Origin of the sequence: Denitratimonas organivorans, assembly GCF_037478135.1 — a bacterium.
Classification (GTDB): domain Bacteria; phylum Pseudomonadota; class Gammaproteobacteria; order Xanthomonadales; family Xanthomonadaceae; genus Denitratimonas.
Genome location: NZ_JBBHDV010000003.1, coordinates 155,914 through 176,773, shown reverse-complemented (window position 1 = coordinate 176,773; position 20,860 = coordinate 155,914). Strand labels below are relative to the sequence as shown.

Genomic DNA, 20,860 nt, shown 5'->3' with positions numbered 1-20,860 from the left:
ACGCTCACGCGCCCAACTGCGGATCGATCTCCGCCAATAGCGCGCCCAGCGCATCGCCATTGAGCTTGCGCTTGAAATCAACCTTGACGCCGTGCTGTTCTCTCAGCGCAGAGAAGAACGCTTCCGCACTCGCGATCTTCCAGCGTTCGCGCTCGGGCACGTCCGCGAAGGTGTCGTACCCCTTGGTTTCCACCACAAGGAAAAGGGCGTTCGGCTTGCCTTCTACCTTCAGTACGTAGCCGAAATCAGGGTTGTACTCGCCAAGCGGTGTTGGGATCTTCACGCGTGGCAACTTGGCGAATACCGTGATCGCTGTCCGGCTAGATTCGTCCGTAGTCGTCCTTTCGATCTGGCTATCCACCGGTATCATGGGCGTGTCGTACAACGACTTGTCCAGCACCGCCGGATTGTTGATCGCATGGCTTTCGCTGCCGGCCAGCGCCGCCGGGATCGTATCGAGAAGTCGCCCTTCGCGATCGGTCAACGCAGTCTGCACCCGAATCTCGCGCAGCGCGTAGCTCACTTTGTTGACCACCAGCGCATGGACGGCGCGGATGATCAGATCCCGCAACTGCGCTAGTGCCCGGTTTTCGTTCAGACGGATCATCGCGAATGTCTCCGGGCGCAGGCGGCGCAGGATTTCGGAGACGGTGCGTACCGACAGACGCGTGCTGTTCGCGAGTTCGCGCACGAACCCCACCAAGGTGAATACGGAATAGGAAAGCGTCCTGTAGTCGGCTTCCTCGGTACGCACACCTTCCACACGCTGCACGTCGCGGCTGCGGCTCACGCTGACCGCCAGCGGCTTCACGTCGAGGCTGGCCTCGATGATCGTCACCGCGCTTTCGATCAGGTCAGCACTGTCCAACTTGTAGTGCAGCACCGCATCGCGATTGATGTTTTCCCAGAGCTCGCGGAAATGCTCGAAGCGCTCCGCATTGATCGTCAGCATCGGCGGAGCCAAATTGCGCTTCTCCTTGACCTGTCCGCTGCCCTCGTAATAGCGGTCCAGGTAATCGAGCATGTTGTCCGCACTCTGCTCCGGCAGGTTGGGAACCCCCTTCAGTGCGGCAACGATCACCTCGCGCTGCGCCTGATACTGCGCTCGCTGCCACAGCAAGGTCGCCTGGCCACTGTCGTCGTCCAGTGCGATCAGGCCGATGGCCTCCAACGCGTCCAGCACCTTGTTGGCCTGTCGCGTGCTGGTGGCGACGTTGTAGTCGGCCAGCACCTTGTCGTCGAAGACCGCGGACACGCGCCGCAGGCTGCCGGCGCTGATCTCGCTCTGGATCGCACGGACAAAGTCGCCTTCACTTGCCGGCACCACCACGATCAGATCGTTGATGGCATCGAAAGCAGGGTCTTCACTGCTGATGCGCTCCAGCTGCTGATTCACCGCCAGCCGCAGGCCGCGTCCGATCTGTTGCAGCTTGCTGATGCGGGAGTTGCCCGGTGCCAGTTTGCACAGGGTGAACACGTTCGGGTTGTCCCAGCCTTCCTGCAACGCCCACATCGAGAACACGAAGCGCAGATCGGTATCGAAGGACAGCAGGGATTCCTTTTCCTTTAGGATCAGCCGGATTGCCTCTTCCTCGCCCTTCTCGCTGTGCGAACGGGCGAAGTAGCCCTTGTGCACGCGGCCGATATCGCCTGTGCTGCGCTCCAGATAGGCGCGATACGCGGGGTCCAGATCGTCGCGGCCGAGCATGGCCGCCAGCTGGCTGCGGTAGTGCTGCTCGAACAGCTTGCGCACCGTCGCCGGCCGCTCGCCATCGGGCAGGTACTTGTGGACAGCGTCGATGAAGAACAGCGTCAGCGCCTTGATACCCTGCGCGAACAGCTGTGGTTCGCGTTCAAAATGGTTGGATACCGCGCGCGCAATGAGCTGCGACTGCACCTCCTCGGCCAGCATGCCGTAGCCGATCGGCACTTCCAGCGGCAAGGCCAGGCCATTGGTGAACAGCAGTTCGCGGCGGGTGATCCTTTCCACTACATGGCCATCGAGGAAGGCCAGCCCGGTGGCTTGGCCCAGGTTGCCGCCCTTGTGCAGTGTGACCGTGTCCGGCTTGCCATTCGCTTTGTGGTAGCGCACCGTCGCGCCGCGATCCCTCGCGGTGCCGGTCACCGCAGTCAAGGTGAGGGTTTCGGCCATATCCGCGCCGGTGCCCACGGTGTCCACGGTGATGCCCTTGACCAATCGCTGGCGGAACGCCTCCAGGCTGTCCAGCGTGTAGACCAGGTTGATGTATTCGTCGCGCTTGTAAGTGGCGCCAAACCGCAGCGTCATCAAAGGCTTGAAGTGGGACAGGTACTCCTGTGTACGCGCGCCTTCGAAGCGGTGCGGCTCGTCGATGATCAGCACCGGACGCAGCTGTGCCAGACCTTCCATGTAGCTGCGTGCCTTGCCGAACAAGTTGGCTTCCACCCCACGCCTGTGGATCACGCGACTGTCGCCGGCAAAACTCTGGTAGGTGGACACCATGACGTGGATACCGCGGTTGGCGCCGTGGATGAAACCGGACACCGCCTTGTCCGAGTAATTCACCACGCTGATCTTCTGGTTGTCATACTCGCGGGCGAAGAACGCGGCGGTGGTTTGCAGACTTTTCAGCGTGCCCTGGCGGATGGCGTTGCTGGGCACCAGCACGATGAACTTGGACAACCCGTATCTGCGGTGCAGCCGGTGGATCGTCTCGATGAAGGTGAAGGTCTTGCCGGTGCCGGTTTCCATCAGCACGTCAAGCTGCAGTGCTGGCATGCCGGTGGATGACACCTGCACCTGTCCGGCCTCGATCCGCTGCTCCGCACGCAATCGCTCGATATTGGCGCGCAGCGTCGGCGCCGCATCCAGCGGATTCCAGACCGGATTGGCGAACGCATTGACGGGCGCCGCAAAGTGCACATCGGCAAACACCTGCTCGATCGCGTCCACCGCGTCGGCCTGGTGTTGCAGGCGCAGGTACTGGAATTGCGCGGCCATCGCGTCAGCCCCGCAGCCGCAGCTTGTCTTCGGACATGTCCAGCGTTTCCAGAACCGTCTTCAGGCCCAGCAGCAGGTTGTCGTCGGCCAGCCAGGGCGCGTAGGCACTGATTGCATGGATCGGGCGACCGGCAGCCCTAGCCTCGCGCAGTACATCGCGCAGGCGTTCCACCGGCTGCGGCTGCAGCCAGAACAGCACGTCATCGGCCCGGTACAGCGCGCCGTCCTCCAGCGTTTCCAACTGCGCGGACAGCGGCAGGCCCTCGGCCAGCAGCAGGTTGGCGAGTACCCGCGGTATGAGTTGGGGCTGTGGCGTGGCGATGCGCAGCTGCAGCTCGGCGAGATCGTCCTGCGTGGCCTCGGCCAGCGTGCGTGACAGCACCAGCGCGTCCGGGTCTTCGACCAGCTCGTAGACGCGGAAGCCGGTGTCCAGCTGCGGATGCTCGGCGGCCAGTGCGGCGCCGGCGCGACGGATGCGCTCGGCGGTGATTTCGAAGATGGTGGCGTCCGGCTTGTCCAGCGTTTCCGTCACGAAGGCATGGGCGTCCTTCTGCTTCCTCGGATCGATGGGTTCGGGCAATTGCACGAGGATGAACGTGCGGGTACCACCATCTTCAGCGTTCAGGCGCATCACCGCTTCGGCGGTGGTGCCGGAGCCGGCGAAGAAATCGAGGATGAGGGCTGACTTGTCCTGCGGCGTGGCGTAGCGGATCAGCCTGGCGATCTCGTCGGTGTCTTTCGGGTTGTTGAAGATCTTGCTGCTGCCCATCAAGTCGCGCAGCGCGCGAACGGCTACTTGCGACTGCTTGTAGAAATAGCTGCCGCGAACCTGTGTGGCCAGTTCGTCCTGCTCCTGCTCCTGCTCATCCTCGTCGGAGTCTGGCTCCAATTCTTCAAGAATCGGCCGTATGTGCGCTTTGCGGAAAGGTGGTTCGGAGTGGTCCTCACGGAACGCGACAAGCCCCAGCTTGATCTGGCGCTGCATTTCATCTGAATCCGAGTAAATCCACCCGCGCTCCGGAACTTTGCACGGCAAGCCGGTGACGGGATGCAGAACGTCGTATCGCGGGCCGCCTCCACCGGGCCATGAGATGTCACGGTCGCGCCACGGGCCATGCTTGTCGATGCGCTTGTAGCGGCTCCATTTCTTCGACGGATGACCTTTGGGTAGTGCGGAATACCACGCCTGAATCGCCTGCTCGATGGCCGCGTCGTCTTCGCCATGTTTTGCACGCAGTTCCAGATAGCGATCCCAGATTTCGCGTGCGCCGGGCTTTTCCTCACGCCATACGGTTTTCTCGGCGCGCAGATGGGCCTGCGATTTCGCGTACACCAGCATGTACTCGTGCCCGTTCGAGAAGAATTTGGCGTCGTTCTTGCGACCTTTCTCCCAGATCAGGTTCGACAGGAAGTTCTCGGGCTGAAACACCTCATCGCACAGCAGCTTCAACTGCGCCTGCTCGTTGTCGTCGATGCTGATAAAGATCACGCCATCGTCAGTCAGCAGGTCCTTCGCCAGCAGCAAGCGCGGATACATGAAGCTCAGCCAGCCGCTGTGGGTGCGCGCACCATAGATGTTCTGCACGTATTCCAGCGCGTCGGCGCTGTAGCCCAGCGCCTTCAGGATGTCGGTCTGCCGGGCGCTGAAATCGTCGCGATAGATGAAGGCGTCGCTCTGGGTGTTGTACGGCGGATCGATGTAGATCAGCTTCACCTGCCCGAAATAGCTCTGCCGCAGCAGGCGCAGCGCATCCAGGTTGTCGCCCTTGAGCAGCACGTTGCCGGTGGTGTCCCAGTCCTTGCTGTCAGCGGGCAGCGGCTGCAGGATGCGCTCGGGCGGCACGAAGGCGCTGTGGTAGGCCTCGCGCTTGCCGGCCCAGCGCAGTTCGTAGCCGTCCTCCTCCACCCGCACACCGGCCGGGTTGGCCGGGTCCAGCGCCTGCTGGATGGCCGCAGCGCTGACGGTGATGTGGCCGTGTTCGTCGGTCTGCACGGCGGCAGGAAACAGCTCGCGCAGCAGTTCCAGTTTCTGCGCGGCAGGGCTGGGCATTCCCAGGAAAGGTTTGGCTTGGGGCGCTTTGGTCATGGCGTTCGGCAAATCAGGAGCTTGGTCATGGATGGACGATACATGCCATCGGAGCGATATCGACATGCGCCGCGACGCGGTCCGCGGGTTTCCAATCTGGAATCACCCCTTGCCCTTTAACCGGAAAGGATGGCGCGCAGGGCCGGACAAGAGCGTTGTTTGACGAGCCGCAGGATAAGGCCGCCCCGCCCCCACCTCACCGGCGTGCATAGCGGTGTATGGCCGCAGGAGCACGGCCTTGCCGCTCAAACGCACTGCGCCCCGAAGGGAGAGAGCAGGCGTTCGCTCTCTCAGCCCAAACGCTGGCGCAGCAGGCCCAACAGCTTGCCGCCGGCGCCGGAAGAAAGCTCGCGACCTTCGGTGCTGGCCGCCGCCACGCGCGCGTTTTCGCCTTCTGGCGAAATGCGGATCAGGAAGGTTTCGCCTTCGTAGCTGACGGTGTAGACGGTCAGCAACTGGGAACGCTCGTTGATCGAAACGCCATCGATGCGGCCCAGTGCGATACCAACGCGCTCATACGCGCCAGCGGCGCTGTCGGCCAGGGTGAAGGCCTGGCTCGGGGCCGCTGCCTGTGGCGTTGAAACACCCACTTGCGGCACCTGCAGGCCGGTATCGGAGCGCGGCGCATTCATTTCCGGTGGAATTTCCAGCGGACGCGCTTCCGGGCTCAGTTCGTAGCCGGTCTTGCCGCGCATCCAGCTGCATGCCGGCATCGACAACAGCGCGAACACCACCGCGCCCAGGATCAGGCTTTGCCCGACTTTCGTGTTGCTGTTCATCTGGAAACTCACTTCATCAAAGGTGGGGTCGGCGCCTACTGCGCAGGAGCGTGGCGGGCTTCGAGCCGGGCGATGCGCTCCAGCGTCGCGTGGGCGGCGGCACGGTGGCGCGAGGATAATGGCAGCAACGGCAGGCGCAAACTGTCCTGGCACAGACCAAGCCCGGCCAGTATCGCCTTGACCGGGATCGGATTGGGTTCCAGCGCCATCGCCGCGTACAGCGGCGCCAGCTCGGCATCCAGCGCCTGCGCGGCTTCTGTCTGGCCGGCACGCACCAGATCGCCCATCGCGGTGAACGCGGCCGGCACCACATTGGCCACCACCGAAATCACACCATCGGCACCGGCCAGTTGCGCGGCACAGGCGGTGCCGTCATCGCCGGTGAACAGCGCGAACTGCGGGCCACGCAGCGGCAGCAGCGCACGGATGCGCTCGATATCGGCCACAGCTTCCTTGATACCGGCGATGTTCGGGTGCGGCGCCAGTGCGGCGACGGTTTCCGGCAGCAGGTCGACGCCGGTGCGCGGCGGCACGTTGTAGAGCACCACCGGGCGCTCGACCGCGTCGGCGACGGCTTCGAAATGCCGCAGCAGGCCGTCCTGCGTGGGCCGGACATAAGGCGGCGTGACCACCAGCAGCGCATCGGCGCCAGCGTCACAGGCGAGGCGACATTGATCAATGGTGCGGGCAGTCCCGGAAAGTCCAGCGCCGGCCACTACCGGCACGCGTCCGCCCACCTGTTCCACCGCTGCACGGATCAGCTCCACGAATTCGGTATCGGACAGCATCGCCGCCTCGCCGGTGGAACCGGCCACGATCAGCCCCTGGATGCCGCCGGCCAGTTGGGCTTCCAACAGCCCGTGCCAAGCCCCCGGATCGAGGGCACCGGATGCGGTGAACGGAGTTGCCAGCGCGGTGATGCTGCCGTGCAATTGCAAAGGGATGGCCGTCGGGAAGGTGGTCGGGGATGTTACTTGCGGGCGCGAAGCACGGGCAAGTATGCTGGCCGGGCGGTTGTCCGCGCTTCAGCGCCACCGCAGCCGATCATCCCCTTGCGCCCTCGCGCGCCCTTGTCGGAATGTCGCCTTGACCGACCCGCAGCAACGCCCCAACACCAACGAAAACTACCTGCTGATCAACGCGTTTGCGACCCACCCGGATTCGCCCCTGCTGGCGATCTCGCGCCGCATCACCGACAGCGGCTGCAACCTGGTGGATGCGCGCCTGTCCACGGTCGGGCGCGATGTCTCGGTGCTGGCGCTGGCGATGGGCTCGTGGGACGCGGTGGCCAAGCTGGAATCCGGCCTGACCCGGCTCGAACGCGAGGACGGCTACCGCCTGGTGTGGTACCGCACCGGACCCAAGCCGCCGCAGAGCAATCTGCTTCCGTACATGGTGGAAGTGATCGCGGCCGACAAGCCCGGCATCCTGTTCCAGCTGGCCGATTTCTTTGATCGCCAGGGCATCACGATCGAAAGCCTGTACAGCTCGCGCTACCGTGCGATGCAGACCGGCGCGAACATGTTCTCGGCACAGCTCACCGTCGGCATCCCGGCCAGCATGCATATCGCGGTGCTGCGCGATGACTTCCTGGAGTTCTGCGACCATCTGAATCTGGACGCGATCCTGGACCCGATGAAATTCTGATCCGACAGGGCACCTTCTGATGACCGATACGCCACAGACGCTTCCCGATCTTTCCTTCACCTTATCCGACGGCAGCCAGGCCAGCTTTTCCGATTACGCCGGGCGCTGGCTGGTGCTGTATTTCTACCCGAAGGACAACACCCCCGGCTGCACCACCGAAGCCGGCGATTTTCGCGATCTTCATGCTGATTTCGAGAAGGCCGGCGCCACGATCCTGGGGGTGTCGCGCGATTCGGTGAAGTCGCACCAGAACTTCATCGCCAAGCAATCGCTGCCGTTCGCATTGATCTCCGATGCCGACGAAGCCGTGTGCAACGCCTTCGGCGTGATCCAGGAAAAGAACATGTACGGGCGCAAGGTGATGGGCATCGTGCGCAGCACCTTCCTGTTCGATCCGCAGCAACGGCTGGTGCAGGCCTGGCCGAAGGTCAAGGTGCCCGGCCACGCGCAGGCGGTGCTCGACGCGCTCAGCGCGCATACTTCCTCCTGACTTCCCTCACGGACAACCCGATGACCTCGAACCGGCGCATCTATGCCCTGGACACCAATGTCCTGATGCACGACCCCACCGCGCTGTTCAAGTTCGAGGAGCACGACGTGTTCCTGCCGATGACGGTGCTGGAGGAACTGGACGCCAACAAGAAGGGCATGTCCGAATCCAGCCGCAACGCGCGCCAGGTCAGCCGCTTCATCAATGAGCTGATCGAAGCCAATGGCGCCGCCCACGTCACCTCCGGCCTGCGCCTGCAACGCCCGCAGGGCCTGCAATTGCGCACCGTGGAGAACATCGGCTCGCTGCTGTTCCAGACGCGCGCGCCGGACACCACGCGCAACTTCGGCAAGGTCGCCCCGGACAACCAGATCCTGACAGCGATCCTGGCGCTGCGTGATGAACACCCCGGGCGCGAAGTCGTGCTGGTGTCCAAGGACATCAACCTGCGGATCAAGGCGCACATCGCCGATCTGCCGGCCGAGGACTACGAGAACGACCGCGCGCTGGACGATTTCAACCTGCTCTACACCGGCGCCAGCGCACTGCCGGAAGGTTTCTGGGACAAGCACGGGCAGGAGCTGCGTTCCTGGACCGAACGCGGCCACACCTTCTACGAGGTCACCCGCCAGCCGGACGAACCTTGGCACCCCAACCAGTTCCTCTACCTGCCCGGCGACGAAGGGCTGGAAGTGCGCGTGGCGCGCATCGACGGCGATCAGGCGACACTTCAGGTCATCAACGATTTCCACAGCCACGGCCACCAGGTCTGGGGCATCAGCGCGCGCAACCGCGAGCAGAACTTCGCGCTCAACGCACTGATGGATCCGGACGTGGACTTCGTCACGCTGCTGGGTACCGCCGGCACCGGCAAGACCCTGCTGGCGCTGGCCGCCGGCCTGGCGCAGACGATGGACCAGCAGATCTACCGCGAGATCATCATGACCCGCGCCACGGTCAACGTCGGCGAGGACATCGGCTTCCTGCCCGGCACCGAGGAGGAAAAGATGACGCCGTGGATGGGCGCGCTGACCGACAACCTCGAAGTGTTGACCCAGACTCCGCAGGAAGGCGGCGCCTGGGGCCGCGCCGCGACCAACGATCTGCTCGCCAGCCGGATCAAGATCCGCGCCATGAACTTCATGCGCGGCCGCACCTTCCTGAACCGCTACGTCATCATCGACGAGGCCCAGAATCTGTCGCCCAAGCAGATGAAGACGCTGCTGACCCGCGCCGGCCCCGGCACCAAGATGGTGTGCCTGGGCAACGTCGAACAGATCGACACGCCGTATCTGACCGAAACCACCTCCGGGCTGACCTACGCGGTGGATCGCTTCAAGCACTGGCCGCACAGCGCGCATATCACGCTGCGCCGTGGCGAACGCTCCCGCCTGGCGGATTTCGCCTCCGAAGCGCTGTAAGCGACGGGTCTTCTCCTGACCTGATCGAGGGCCGGCACCGGAAGGCACCGGCCCTCGTTCTTCGCATCCGCCACATTTCGCCCTGCCTGCCCCGGCATTGGCGCTGCGGAACGCGTACGCGGGGCAGCGGATGCCAGCAGCACCATGATTTGCATGCCGCTGCGGGATAGCCGGACACGCCACACCATCACACTCGACACGGCTGACTTCCGGCACACATCCGGCCATCTATGGCGTGTTATCTTATAACAGTTAAGTTATCTTATAACACTCTCTGTTCCCGCCCGAATCCGGAATTCCCATGTCGCATCGCCTCCATCCCCTGAGCCTGGCCGTTTCCCTGTCGCTGTGCTGCGCCGTCACGGCCACTGCCGCCCACGGCAGCGCCGATGCCCTTTCCGATACGGCACTGGACGCCGCCGACCCGGCCCGCCTGAGCACCATCGTGGTCTCGGCGCTGGGCGTGGGCGAAGATGAAACCCAGGTCGCCGCGCCGTTCAGCCTCGTCGAAGGCGAAGCCATCCTGCAAAAGGGTGAAGGCACACTCGGCGATGCGCTCAACGGCCTGCCCGGCGTGCACTCGGATACCTTCGGCGGCGGCGCCAGCCGTCCGGTGATCCGCGGCCAGGGTGCACCGCGCGTGAAAGTGCTCAGCGATGGCGCTTCGCTGCTGGATGCCTCGGACATCTCGCCCGACCACGCCGTCAGCGCTGATCCGCTGTTGCTGCAGCGGGTCGAAGTACTGCGCGGCCCGGCCACGCTGCTGTATGGCAGCGGCGCGGTCGGCGGCGTGGTGAACCTGCTGGACAACAAGATCCCTTCCGAACTGCCCGACGACGGCTTTGACGGTATCGTCACGATCCGTGGCAACACCGTAGCCAACGAAAAGGCCGGCGCCGCCGCGCTGACCAGCGGCATCGGCCGCAATCTGGCGCTGCATGCCGAATTCTCAACCCACGAAACCGACGACTATCGCGCCCCTCGCTGGCAGGAGCGGCGTGTGGACGGCAGTTTTTCGGATTCCACCAATGCCGCGTTCGGCCTGTCCTGGATCACCGATACCGGCTACATCGGCCTGGCCTATTCGATCCGTGACGATGACTACGGCCTGCCCGGCCACAGCCACGAATACGAGGACTGCCACCCGCACGGCGCCAGCCTGCACTGCGGCGGTCACGGCCATGATCACGACCACGGACATGACCATGACCACGATCATGGGCACGAACATGAGCACGGCGATGTGCCCGTCATCGATCTGGAAAGCAAGCGCTTTGACCTGCGCGGCGAGGTCAACGATCCGTTCATCGGCATCCGCCGCATCCGCTTCCGCGCCAGCCATACCGACTATTTTCACCACGAGATCGACCACGGCCAGATCGCCACCACGTTCCGCAACACCGGCCACGAGGAGCGCATCGAAGTGCAACACGAGCCGCTACGCAACTGGTCCGGCATCTTCGGCATCCAGCATTCGGATACCCGTTTCAGTGCCGATGGCGTCGAAGCCTTCCTGCCGACGGTGGACACGCGCAACACCGGCCTGTTCCTGGTCGAGCATCTGGATCTGAGCGAGCAATGGCATTTCGAAGCCGGTACCCGGCACGAATGGCTCAAGCACGACCCGCGCAATGATCCGCGCGCGCGGCCCGCTTACGACGAATCGGCCACATCATTCTCCGGCGCCGCGATCTGGAGCTTCGCGCCGGACACCTCGCTGAGCCTGTCGCTGGCGCGTTCCGAACGCCTGCCGCATGCGCAGGAGCTGTACGCGCGCGGCATCCATCTGGCCACCAACACCTGGGAATGCGGCCTGCTACCGCATGCCCTCACCTGCGGTGGCGCCGACAACGATGCCGCGCTGACCACCGAAACCTCGCGCAATGCCGAGCTGACGCTGCGCCGCACCACCGGTCCGCTGACCTACAGCGTGGGCGCCTTCATCAACCACATGGATGACTACATCCATGCCCGCACGCTGGATCAGCACGAGGACTTCCGCCTGATCAAGTACAGCCAGCGCGATGCCAGATTCACCGGCCTGGAGGCCGAAATCGGCTACCAGTTCTCCGAACAGGTCAGCGGCGCGCTGTTCACCGACCAGGTACGGGCCAAGTTCGACGATGACGGCAGCTACCTGCCGCGCATTCCGGCCTCGCGCCTGGGTGGGCGCTTGAATGCCGACTGGGGCGCGTTCGGTGGCGAGGTCGAGTATTACGCCGTGGCCGCGCAGGAACGTATCGCCGACTACGAAACCCGCACCCCGGCCTACAACATGTTGAACCTGAGCCTGCGCTACTCGTTCGGAAGTGAAAAGCAGGCCAGCCTCTTCCTGCGCGGCAGCAACCTGCTGGACGAGGAAATCTGGAACCACGCCTCGTTCCTGGCCGATGTGGTGCCGCTGCCCGGCCGCAACTTCTCGATGGGCCTGAGTTACCGTTTCTGAGCAGCGCACATCTGGGTAACCGGATCGCGGGCAAGTCCGCTTTTACGAAAGCCGGGCTTCCCCCGCTTTCCGGGTTGGCGAGCGCACCACACTCCGGTGCTTCCCGGGGTTGGGATTCGCGTTCGCTCACCGCCAACCTATGAAGTGATCGCGGCGGGATGCAGGTGGGGCCGAGCACTGATTTTCCGACGCCATAACGCCGCGTGGCCGCACAGGGCGGCCACGCGGGAAACAGATTCGTGCAGTGATGCGTCAGCTCACGGACGGCGTGCCAGCTCGGCGTCGTCGCGCACCTTCGGAATCAGGTCTTCCTTGCTCGCGCCCATCCAGTACAGCAGCGGACAGGCGATGAAGATCGAGGACAAGGTGCCGACGACGATGCCGAACATCTGCGATTCGGCCATGCCCTTCAGCGAGTCGCCGCCGTACAGGTACAGCGCCAACACCGTCAGCAGCGCCACCACCGAGGTGATCACGGTACGCGACAGGGTCTGGTTGACCGAGCGGTTGAGGATCTCGGCTGTGTTCAGCTTGTGCAGCGATTTGAAGTTCTCGCGCACGCGGTCGAACACCACGATGGTGTCGTTGATCGAGTACCCCATCACCGACATCACGCCGGCCATCACGGTCAGGTCGAACTCGCGCTGGCTCAGTGCGAACAGGCCGGTGGTGGCGATCAGGTCGAACGCGGTGGTGACGATGGCCGCGACCGCGAACTTCCACTCGAATCGCATCGAGATGTAGATCACGAAGCCCAGCATCACGAACACCGATGCCAGAATGCCGTTCTGCGCCAGCTCCTTGCCGACCTGCGGCCCGACGAAGTCGCTGCGCACCAGCGTGGCCGGGTTTTCCGGCGTGCTCAATGTGGTCAGCACCGCATCACCGGTCTGGGTGATGTTGGCCGCGTCCTCGCTGGACTGGAGCCGGACCATCACGTCCATTTCCGAACCGAAGGCCTGCACCACGGCACCGGCATATCCGGCGGCATCGAGCTTGTCGCGCAGTTCGTCCAGATCGGCCGGGTGCTCGAAGGTCAACTCGGCCACGGTGCCGCCGGTGAAGTCCAGCGCATAGTTCAGTCCCTTCGTGCCGAGCAGCACGAAGGTGCCGACCAGCATGAAGATGGCGAGCGCCATCGCCACATGGCGCAGACGCAGGAAATTGATGTTGCTGTCGATGGGAATGATGTTCACGTCGGTCGCCTCCCGTCAGACCAGTACGCGCTTGATCTTGCGGCGGCCGCCGTAGATCAGGGTGGCGACACCGCGCGACACGGAGACGGCGGTGTAGATCGAAGTCAGGATGCCCAGGCACAGCGTCACGGCGAAGCCCTTGACCGGGCCGGTACCGAAGGCGAACAGCGCCACGCCGGCCAGCAGTGCAGTGACGTTGGCGTCCCAGATCGTGCCGGAAGCCTTGTCGTAGCCTTCGGCGATGGCCGCTTGCGGAGGCAATCCTCGTCGCAATTCCTCGCGTATGCGTTCGTTGATCAGCACGTTGGCGTCGACCGACAGGCCCACCGTCAACGCGATGCCGGCCAGGCCAGGCAAGGTCAACGTGGCACCGATCAGCGACATCGCCGCAACCACCAGCAGCAGGTTGAACATCAGCGCGATGTTGGTAACGATGCCGAACATCTTGTAGTAGAAGATGAAGAAGACCAGCACGAAGATGAAGGCGTAGCTCACCGCCGTCCAACCGCGTTCGATGTTCTCCTTGCCCAGGCTCGGGCCGATGATGCGCTCTTCCACGATGTCCACCGGCGCGGCCAGCGAACCGGCGCGCAACAGCAGCGCCAGTTCCGCCGCCTCGCTGGAACTGCCCAGTCCGGTGGTCTGGAACTTGCGGCCGAACACGCCGTTGATGCGTGCGTAATTGATGACTTCCTCGGTCACGCGCGTGGTGCGGATTTCCTCACCGTCCACGATGCGGCTTTCGGGCAGGCGCTCGATGTAGACCACGCCCATGAAGCGGCCGACGTTGTCGCGGGTGAACTCGTTCATGCGCGCGCCGGCGGCCGCGTTGAGCGTCACCGACACCATCGGCGAGCCGGACTGCGGATCAAAGCCCGAACGGGCGTCCACCAGCTGGTCGCCGGACGCGATGATGCGGCGCGACAGCAGGATCGGACGATTGGTGCCGCGCTCGTAGTACAGCCGCGCATCGGACGGAATACGGCCGGACTGGGCCGCATCGAAGGCATTGCCATCGACCGCAGCGCGGTATTCCAGCGTCGCGGTGGCGCCAAGGATCTTCTTGGCCTGGGCGGTGTCCTGCACGCCGGGCAGCTGCACCACGATACGGTTGGTGCCCTGGCGCTGCACCACCGGATCGGCCACGCCCAGCTCGTTGATACGGTTGCGCAGCGTACCGATGTTCTGTTCGACGGCGTTGTCGATGATGGTCTTGAGTTCGGTCTCGCGCAGTTGCGCCATCAGCACGCCGGGTTCGCTGCCATCCTCGATCAGCAGCTGCGGCACTTCCCGCCCGATCAGGCCGGCCACGGCGTTGCGGTCGGAGGCCTCGCGCAGGCGGATCAGGATGCCATTGGCAGTGCGATCCACCGCCGAGTAGCCGATACGGTTGTCACGCAACAGCGCGCGGATGTCGTCAACGAAACCGACTTCACGGGTTTCCAGCGCGGCCTTCTGGTCCACTTCCATCAGGAAGTGCACGCCACCTTGCAGGTCCAGACCCAGCAGCATCGGGTCGGCACCGATGCGGGTCAGCCAGTCCGGCACGGTGGAAGCCAGGTTCAGCGCCACCACATAACCCTGCCCGACTTCACCACGGATGGTGTCGGCGGCGCGGATCTGGGTGTTGGGGTCGGCCAGGCGCACCAGCAGGTTGTTGTTGTCGAACTCGATCGCCTTGAACTCGATCTGGCTGCGTTCGAGCACCCCATGCACCCGCTCCTTCAGCGCTTCGTCCACGACCCCGCCACGGGTGGCGCTGATCTGGACGGCAGTGTCCTGCGGGAACAGGTTGGGCAACGAGTAGATCGTGGCGATGATCAGGACCAGCACCGCCACCACATATTTCCAGCGTGCGTATTCGAGCATGCGAGCTACACCAGGGAACGGAGCCAACCGGGGCGGCTACCGCCCCGGGGCTCGGAAACGGAAGGGAATGGCGTTCAGGACGCCTTGAGCGTGCCCTTGGGCAGGACAGCGGCGATCGCGTTCTTCTGCACGCGGATGACGACCTTGTCGGCGATCTCGATCGCCAGGAAGCTGTCGCCGACCTCGTCCACGCGGCCCAGAATGCCGCCGTTGGTGACCACTTCATCACCCTTGGCGATGGCCGCGACCATGTTGCGGTGATCCTTGGCACGCTTCATCTGCGGACGGATCACGAAGAAGAAGAACACCGCCACGAACACCAGCATCATGACCAGCGGCGACCACGGCGACTGCGGCGCCGCTCCGGCGGCCTGGGCGTAGGCGGAAGAAATCAGGAAATCCATCGGCAAGCTCGCTCTGTATCCGGGAAATGCGGGCCGGTCGCCCGCGCAGACCGCGCATTATGCCATGCACGAAGTCCCTGTATGGGTGTGGTCGCAGATGAACACAAGGGCAATCGGCGGTCTTTTTCCCGCCCGTTCCGGCGTGCCGGGCAGTATTACCGCAGGCCCGCAGCCGGCCTGCAGCTCGACACACCGGCGCCGGGGCGGGATCATCGGGCGCCGCCACTGCCGTCCCGTGGAGCCCGAACATGATGACCGATTCCGCCTTCGACATCTGCCTGATCAATGCCCGTCTCGCCACACTTGATGGCGATGCCGGCTACGGCCTGATCGACGATGGCGCCATCGCCTGTCGCTACGGAATGATCGTCTTCGCCGGCCCGATGAGTGCACTGCCGCCGCATGCGCTGGATGCCGACCAGGTGCTGGACTGCGGCGGCGCACTGGTGACCCCGGCACTGATCGACTGCCATACCCATCTGGTGTTCGGCGGCAACCGCGCCGGTGAATTCGAGCAGCGCCTTGAAGGTGTCAGCTACGAGGACATCGCGCGTGCCGGCGGCGGCATCGCCTCCAGCGTGCGTGCCACCCGCGCCGCCAGCGAGGACGAACTGCTGGCATCGGCCCTGCCCCGCGCCCGTGCGCTGATGCGTGATGGCGTGGCCACGCTGGAAATCAAATCCGGCTACGGCCTGGAGCACGACACCGAACTGCGCATGCTGCGCGTGGCGCGCCGGCTGGGCCAGGTGCTGGGAATCACGGTGAAGACCACCTTCCTGGCCGCGCATGCACTGCCGCCCGAATACGCCGACCGCCCCGACGACTACATCACTTTCATCTGCAACGAACTGCTGCCCGACGCTGCTGCGCAAGGGTTGGTGGATGCGGTGGATGCGTTCTGCGAGCGCATCGCCTTCACCCCGGAACAGACCGCGCGCGTGTTCGAAACCGCGCGTGCGCTCGGCTTGCCGGTGAAACTGCATGCCGACCAGCTCAGCGACTCGGGCGGCGGCGCGCTGGCGGCGCTCTTCGACGGGCTTTCCGCCGACCATGTCGAACACACCAGCCAGGCCAGCGTGGAAGCCATGGCGCAGCGCGGCACCGTGGCGGTGCTGCTGCCCGGCGCCTTCCTGTGCCTGCGCGAAACGAAATTGCCGCCGATCGAGGCCTTCCGCCGCCATCGCGTACCGATGGCGGTGGCCACCGATGCCAACCCCGGCACCTCGCCGTTGCTGAGCCTGCGTCTGGCGATGGCGCTGGCCTGCATCCAGTTCCGCCTGACTCCGGAAGAAGCCCTGCGTGGCGCCACCTGCCACGCCGCCCGCGCCCTCGGTTTGAATGATCGCGGTCGCCTTGTTGCCGGCCAGCGCGCGGATCTTGCGCTCTGGCAGGTCCACGAACCGGCCGAACTTTGCTATTGGCTTGCTGGTGATCTGTTGAAGCAATTGGTGATCGCCGGCCACCCTCTTGGCTGAATCCATCAGCCAGCGACTGCCATGCCCTGACCCGCAAAACAGAACGCCCCGCGATGCGGGGCGTTGCAGGCGACCATCGAAGGCCGGTTCAGGCCCGTTTGCGGGCTGCCGTCTTCTTTGCCACGGCTGTCTTCGGAGTAGCCGCTTCCGGGCTCACGCTGGACGCGCGGCGCGGACGGGTCTTGCCATAGCTGGAGTTGTAGCGCTTGCCCTTGGTGGTTCGCTTGTCACCCTTGCCCATGTGGTTCTCCTTGAGTTGAGCCAATCGTTTGCCAGTGCATCAAACGCACGGGCGCTTAGGTTAACACCACGATCCGCCGCAGCCCTTTGGTCTGCCACGGCCGGGCCGGAGTCTGCCGGGGCCGGCTACGCCGCACCGGACGGCAGTGCCACCCGGTGACTCAAACGGAAGTTCAGGAAGTGCGCAGCCGCGATCATCAGACCGCCGCCCACCATCATCACCGCATGCCAGGCCGAGTGATCGTGCAGCGCGGTGAAGCTGTTGGCCCAGACCAGCGCCAGTCCCGGCAGCAGCAAGGCCCAGGCACCGAAAGCGCGGTGACGGCGATAACCCAGCGCCAGCGTGGTCACGCCCAGCACGGTGGCGAACACCACGAACGCCTGATCGATATCGACCAGATCCAGCGCCCCCAGCCCGAGCATCGGCAGCAGCGCCAGCACCAGCGGCAACAACGCGCAATGCACTGCGCACACCAGCGAGGCCCACATGCCGATGCGGTCACCGGTGTGCTGGAGTCGTTGCGCCTGTGCGGAGGGGCGGATTGCTGCCATGGGAAGGAATGTCTGGGCCAGATTGAAACACTATAACATGCCCTTTCACGATTCCCGACAGATTCCTGCCTTCAGCCTCTACCGCACGCCGCAATCCAGGCCGACGCGCGCCTCAGCCCGTTGCCGGCAGCAGCGGCGGCCGGCTCGGAAACGCATGCCGCAGGATGCGCCACACCACCTGTCCGAACTGGCGCGGCAGCGAACCGGTGTTGTAATGCTGGCCGTAGCGGGCACAGATTTCCCGCACCTCGCGCGCCATCGCCGCGTAGCGGTTGGCCGGCACGTCGGGATAGAAATGGTGTTCGATCTGATAGCTCAGATTGCCGGTGAACAGGTCCAGCCAGCGCCCGCCGCTGAGATTGGAGGAGCCGCGCAGCTGGCGCAGATACCAGTGCCCGCGGCTTTCGTTGCGGATGCATTCCTTCGGGAAGGTTTCCGCATCGGCGGTGAAGTGGCCGCAGAAGATCACCACATAGGTCCAGACATTGCGGATCACATTGGCCGCCATGTTGCCCAGCAGCACCGGCAGGAAGAACGGCCCGGCCAGCAGCGGGAACAGCAGGTAGTCCTTGCCCAGCTTGCGCCCGGCCTTGAGCAGCACCGGCCGCGCCTGGCGGACCAGCTTCGCCGTCGTGGTGCGGCCGGCCAGCCAGCGCCCGAGCTTGAGGTTCTGGATCGCCACGCCCCACTGGAACACCAGCGCGAACACCACCGCGATCAGCGGCTGGAACAGGTAGAACGGGCGCCAGCGCTGTTCCGGGAAGATGCGCAGCAGGCCGTAACCGATGTCATCGTCCAGCCCGCGCACATTGGTATAGGTGTGGTGGCGGAAATTGTGTGTCTCGCGCCAGTTCTGGCTGGTGGCGACGATGTCCCATTCGTAGCTGCGCCCTTGCAACTGCGGGTCGCCCATCCAGTCGTACTGGCCGTGGATCACGTTGTGCCCCACTTCCATGTTTTCCAGGATCTTTGAGGCCGCCAGCAGCAGCACGCCGATGCTCCACGCCGGCCACAGCAGCGTCGGCACGAAGGCACCGACGAACAGCAGCGCACGGCCACCGAGCGCACACCAGCGCACTGCGGCGATCACGCGCCGGATGTAGTTGGCATCGTGCTGGCCGAGGCTGGCGACGGTGCGATGGCGAAGATCGTCCAGTTCCTGTCCGAAACGGGCGAGTTCTTCGGGGCCGAGTGCCCGGCTGCGGTTGCTCATCGGAATCACTTTCACAGGTCGAGGACCAGATCGCTGCCGGCACGGTTGATGCACAGGCGCAACGCCGGTACGGGTTCGGATTCGGTTTGTCCAGTGTGGACATCGTGGGTCAGGCCGGAGCGCTTGCCGCAGGCACAGCTGTTGCAGATGCCCATGCGGCAGCCGGAGTCGGGCCGGATGCCGGCCGCTTCCAGTGCCGCCAGCAAGGTCTGGCCACGCGGCAGACGCAAGGTCAGTCCACGCCGCGCCAGGGTCACGTCGACTTCGCCATCGGCCGCCTCGGCAAGGACCGGCGGAGTGAAGGCTTCCGCCTGGAACGATGCGGCCACCGGCTCCAACAGGGTCTGTGCGGTCTGGATGAAACCCGCCGGGCCGCAGGCCATGACCGGCCGCCCCGACACATCGCCCACCAGCTGTTGCAGCAGCGCGGCATCGAGCCGGCCATGGGCGATGGTGTCATCGGTCACCTGCTCGCGCGTGGTGACGTGGTGCACATGCAGTCCAGGGTGCACCGCCGCCAGTTCGCGTAATTCCTGCTCAAACCACAGATCGCTGCGGCGCTGCGCCCAATGCACCAGATCCAGCCGCGGCGGCATGCCGCGTTCGGCCAGCGCCTGGATCAGGCTGTAAAGCGGGGTGATGCCGCTGCCGGCAGCCAGCATCAGCCAGTGCCCATGCGGTTCCTTCGACGTGTTCATTTGGCCGAATGCCGTGCCCAGTTCCAGCACATCGCCCACGCGCACGCGCTCGCACAGGTGGCGGCTGACGCGGCCGTCTTCGACCGCCTTGACGCTGATCGTCATGCGGCCGTCTTCCAGACTGTGCGGGCTGTAGCAACGGGTCAGGCGGCGACCGTCGATTTCCACGGTCAGATTGATGTGCTGGCCGGGCTGCGGACGCGGGCAATGGCGGTTGCAGCGCAGCACCAGGGTCACGGCACCGGGGCCGGGCTGATGGCGTGCAATCACGCGCGCCAATGGCCGCTGCCACGACCAGAGGCGATTGAAGCGGGACACCCAGAAGTCGAAAACCGCCGGAGAAACCAGCAGGTCTGCGACAGGGCGAAAGGCACGGCGGAGCAGGCCGCCGGAGGTCTGTGAATCGGGCATGCGCGGCACGATACCGACCGGATATGCAGTTGTCTATACGGTTGTATATTTTTATATATCGGCGCGTCAGGCAGCGCCTGTCCGGTGCGCGGAGCACGCCACGGGCGACGCCGGCAGGCCGATGGTAGGATGCCGCAGCATCCCGGCTTCCTTTCCAGATTCCATTCCGTGCCCGAGCCCTCCCTGCCCGCCGGCCCTGGCCGCAGACCCACGATCACCCGCGAAGATCTGATCGCTGCCGCGCTGGCACTGCTCGGACCGCACCGCAGTGTGTCCACGCTGAGCCTGCGCGAAGTCGCGCGCGCCGCGCAGATCGCGCCGAACAGTTTCTACCGCCATTTCCGCGACATCGACGAACTGGCCGTGGCGATGATCGAACGCGCCGGCAGTTCGCTGCGCACCATCATCGGCCAGGCCCGCCACCGTGCCAGCCCGGAACGCAGCGTGGTGCGCAGTTCGGTCGAAACCTTCTTCGAGCAACTGCGCGCCGACGACAAGCTGCTGCATCTGCTGCTGCGCGAAGGCACGGCCGGTTCACAGGCCTTCAAGCAGGCGGTCGAGGACCAGCTGTGCTTCTTCGAAGAAGAACTCTGCGTGGATCTGGTGCGGCTGGCGGCGGCTTCGAACCTGCCGCTGCACGAGCCGGCGCTGGTGGCGCGCGCGATCACGCGGCTGGTGTTTGCGGTCGGCACGATCGCGATGGACCTGCCGCCGGCACGCGATCAGGAACTGATCAGCGAGCTGACCACGATGGTGCGGATGATCGTCAACGGCTCACGCTCGATGATGGGCGCAGCGGAAGGTTGAAGCTGGGAAATCGGGATTGTGAAGTTTGGGACGCGGAAGATTGCTCCCTCTCCCCTGCTTGCCGGGGAGAGGGCTGGGGTGAGGGGGCTTTTCACGGCAGCAACAAGCCAATGCACTCGGCGCCCGCCCCACTCCCAAAGAGAGAC

General features: G+C 64.7%; 17 protein-coding genes. 6 read left to right on the top strand and 11 right to left on the bottom strand.

Annotated features, from left to right (window positions below; translation table 11 throughout):
- Nucleotides 1-4: 4 nt before the first annotated feature.
- From WDB66_RS04650 to dapA, 4 genes are all read right to left on the bottom strand, one after another.
- Complete coding sequence (locus tag WDB66_RS04650; RefSeq protein ID WP_339397370.1) at nucleotides 5-2,980, bottom strand: restriction endonuclease; 2,976 nt, start codon at nucleotides 2,978-2,980, stop codon at nucleotides 5-7.
- 4 nt (nucleotides 2,981-2,984) lie between these two features.
- A complete protein-coding gene (locus WDB66_RS04645) occupies nucleotides 2,985-5,066 on the bottom strand; it encodes a site-specific DNA-methyltransferase (protein ID WP_339397369.1) in 2,082 nt (693 codons plus the stop codon).
- 290 nt (nucleotides 5,067-5,356) lie between these two features.
- A complete protein-coding gene (locus WDB66_RS04640; protein WP_339397368.1) occupies nucleotides 5,357-5,845 on the bottom strand; it encodes a hypothetical protein in 489 nt (162 codons plus the stop codon).
- 35 nt (nucleotides 5,846-5,880) lie between these two features.
- On the bottom strand, nucleotides 5,881-6,783 hold the full coding sequence (gene dapA, locus WDB66_RS04635) for a 4-hydroxy-tetrahydrodipicolinate synthase (RefSeq protein ID WP_339397367.1): 903 nt from the start codon (nucleotides 6,781-6,783) through the stop codon (nucleotides 5,881-5,883).
- Nucleotides 6,784-6,931: 148 nt separating this feature from the next.
- Here dapA and WDB66_RS04630 point away from each other — a divergent pair, with 148 nt between their 5' ends.
- From WDB66_RS04630 to WDB66_RS04615, 4 genes are all read left to right on the top strand, one after another.
- Nucleotides 6,932-7,492 (top strand): glycine cleavage system transcriptional repressor, encoded by a 561-nt coding sequence (locus WDB66_RS04630; RefSeq protein WP_339397366.1) that lies wholly within the window; start codon nucleotides 6,932-6,934, stop codon nucleotides 7,490-7,492.
- A 19-nt stretch (nucleotides 7,493-7,511) separates the two neighbouring features.
- Nucleotides 7,512-7,982, top strand: coding sequence for a peroxiredoxin (locus WDB66_RS04625; RefSeq protein ID WP_339397365.1), 471 nt, complete (start codon nucleotides 7,512-7,514; stop codon nucleotides 7,980-7,982).
- A 20-nt stretch (nucleotides 7,983-8,002) separates the two neighbouring features.
- Entirely contained in the window at nucleotides 8,003-9,403 is a 1,401-nt protein-coding gene (locus WDB66_RS04620) for a PhoH family protein (protein ID WP_339397364.1), read from the top strand.
- A 301-nt stretch (nucleotides 9,404-9,704) separates the two neighbouring features.
- Entirely contained in the window at nucleotides 9,705-11,849 is a 2,145-nt protein-coding gene (locus WDB66_RS04615; protein ID WP_339397363.1) for a TonB-dependent receptor domain-containing protein, read from the top strand.
- A 257-nt stretch (nucleotides 11,850-12,106) separates the two neighbouring features.
- Here WDB66_RS04615 and secF read toward each other — a convergent pair whose 3' ends face one another.
- From secF to yajC, 3 genes are all read right to left on the bottom strand, one after another.
- Nucleotides 12,107-13,045: a protein translocase subunit SecF gene (gene secF, locus WDB66_RS04610; protein WP_339397362.1), complete on the bottom strand. Its 939-nt coding sequence runs from the start codon at nucleotides 13,043-13,045 to the stop codon at nucleotides 12,107-12,109.
- Between the two features lie 15 nt (nucleotides 13,046-13,060).
- Nucleotides 13,061-14,914, bottom strand: coding sequence for a protein translocase subunit SecD (gene secD, locus WDB66_RS04605; RefSeq protein ID WP_339397361.1), 1,854 nt, complete (start codon nucleotides 14,912-14,914; stop codon nucleotides 13,061-13,063).
- Between the two features lie 74 nt (nucleotides 14,915-14,988).
- Nucleotides 14,989-15,318, bottom strand: a complete 330-nt coding sequence (gene yajC / locus WDB66_RS04600; protein WP_339397360.1) for a preprotein translocase subunit YajC — start codon at nucleotides 15,316-15,318, stop codon at nucleotides 14,989-14,991.
- Nucleotides 15,319-15,569: 251 nt separating this feature from the next.
- Here yajC and hutI point away from each other — a divergent pair, with 251 nt between their 5' ends.
- Entirely contained in the window at nucleotides 15,570-16,793 is a 1,224-nt protein-coding gene (gene hutI, locus WDB66_RS04595) for an imidazolonepropionase (RefSeq protein WP_339397506.1), read from the top strand.
- Nucleotides 16,794-16,881: 88 nt separating this feature from the next.
- Here hutI and WDB66_RS04590 read toward each other — a convergent pair whose 3' ends face one another.
- The 4 genes from WDB66_RS04590 to WDB66_RS04575 all read right to left on the bottom strand — a co-directional run bounded on the left by WDB66_RS04590 (nucleotide 16,882) and on the right by WDB66_RS04575 (nucleotide 19,907).
- Nucleotides 16,882-17,034 carry a 30S ribosomal protein THX gene (locus tag WDB66_RS04590; RefSeq protein WP_339397359.1) on the bottom strand — a complete coding sequence of 51 codons (153 nt, stop codon included), beginning with the start codon at nucleotides 17,032-17,034 and terminating at the stop codon, nucleotides 16,882-16,884.
- Nucleotides 17,035-17,159: 125 nt separating this feature from the next.
- Nucleotides 17,160-17,585 carry a MerC domain-containing protein gene (locus WDB66_RS04585; RefSeq protein ID WP_339397358.1) on the bottom strand — a complete coding sequence of 142 codons (426 nt, stop codon included), beginning with the start codon at nucleotides 17,583-17,585 and terminating at the stop codon, nucleotides 17,160-17,162.
- Between the two features lie 112 nt (nucleotides 17,586-17,697).
- Nucleotides 17,698-18,798, bottom strand: a complete 1,101-nt coding sequence (locus WDB66_RS04580) for a fatty acid desaturase family protein (protein ID WP_339397357.1) — start codon at nucleotides 18,796-18,798, stop codon at nucleotides 17,698-17,700.
- A gap of 11 nt (nucleotides 18,799-18,809) precedes the next feature.
- A complete protein-coding gene (locus WDB66_RS04575) occupies nucleotides 18,810-19,907 on the bottom strand; it encodes a ferredoxin reductase (protein WP_339397356.1) in 1,098 nt (365 codons plus the stop codon).
- A 129-nt stretch (nucleotides 19,908-20,036) separates the two neighbouring features.
- On the opposite strand from WDB66_RS04575, the gene fabR reads away from it, so the two are divergent.
- Complete coding sequence (fabR, locus tag WDB66_RS04570; protein WP_489670815.1) at nucleotides 20,037-20,714, top strand: HTH-type transcriptional repressor FabR; 678 nt, start codon at nucleotides 20,037-20,039, stop codon at nucleotides 20,712-20,714.
- Nucleotides 20,715-20,860 lie beyond the last annotated feature (146 nt).

Coding starts and splice junctions, on each gene's coding strand:
- WDB66_RS04650 (WP_339397370.1), bottom strand. CDS start 2,980: ATGGCCGCGCAATTCCAGTACCTGCGCCTGCAACACCAGGCCGACGCG.
- WDB66_RS04645 (WP_339397369.1), bottom strand. CDS start 5,066: ATGACCAAAGCGCCCCAAGCCAAACCTTTCCTGGGAATGCCCAGCCCT.
- WDB66_RS04640 (WP_339397368.1), bottom strand. CDS start 5,845: ATGAACAGCAACACGAAAGTCGGGCAAAGCCTGATCCTGGGCGCGGTG.
- WDB66_RS04625 (WP_339397365.1), top strand. CDS start 7,512: ATGACCGATACGCCACAGACGCTTCCCGATCTTTCCTTCACCTTATCC.
- WDB66_RS04620 (WP_339397364.1), top strand. CDS start 8,003: ATGACCTCGAACCGGCGCATCTATGCCCTGGACACCAATGTCCTGATG.
- WDB66_RS04615 (WP_339397363.1), top strand. CDS start 9,705: ATGTCGCATCGCCTCCATCCCCTGAGCCTGGCCGTTTCCCTGTCGCTG.
- secD (WP_339397361.1), bottom strand. CDS start 14,914: ATGCTCGAATACGCACGCTGGAAATATGTGGTGGCGGTGCTGGTCCTG.
- yajC (WP_339397360.1), bottom strand. CDS start 15,318: ATGGATTTCCTGATTTCTTCCGCCTACGCCCAGGCCGCCGGAGCGGCG.
- hutI (WP_339397506.1), top strand. CDS start 15,570: ATGACCGATTCCGCCTTCGACATCTGCCTGATCAATGCCCGTCTCGCC.
- WDB66_RS04590 (WP_339397359.1), bottom strand. CDS start 17,034: ATGGGCAAGGGTGACAAGCGAACCACCAAGGGCAAGCGCTACAACTCC.
- WDB66_RS04585 (WP_339397358.1), bottom strand. CDS start 17,585: ATGGCAGCAATCCGCCCCTCCGCACAGGCGCAACGACTCCAGCACACC.
- WDB66_RS04580 (WP_339397357.1), bottom strand. CDS start 18,798: ATGAGCAACCGCAGCCGGGCACTCGGCCCCGAAGAACTCGCCCGTTTC.
- WDB66_RS04575 (WP_339397356.1), bottom strand. CDS start 19,907: ATGCCCGATTCACAGACCTCCGGCGGCCTGCTCCGCCGTGCCTTTCGC.
- fabR (WP_489670815.1), top strand. CDS start 20,037: ATGCCGCAGCATCCCGGCTTCCTTTCCAGATTCCATTCCGTGCCCGAG.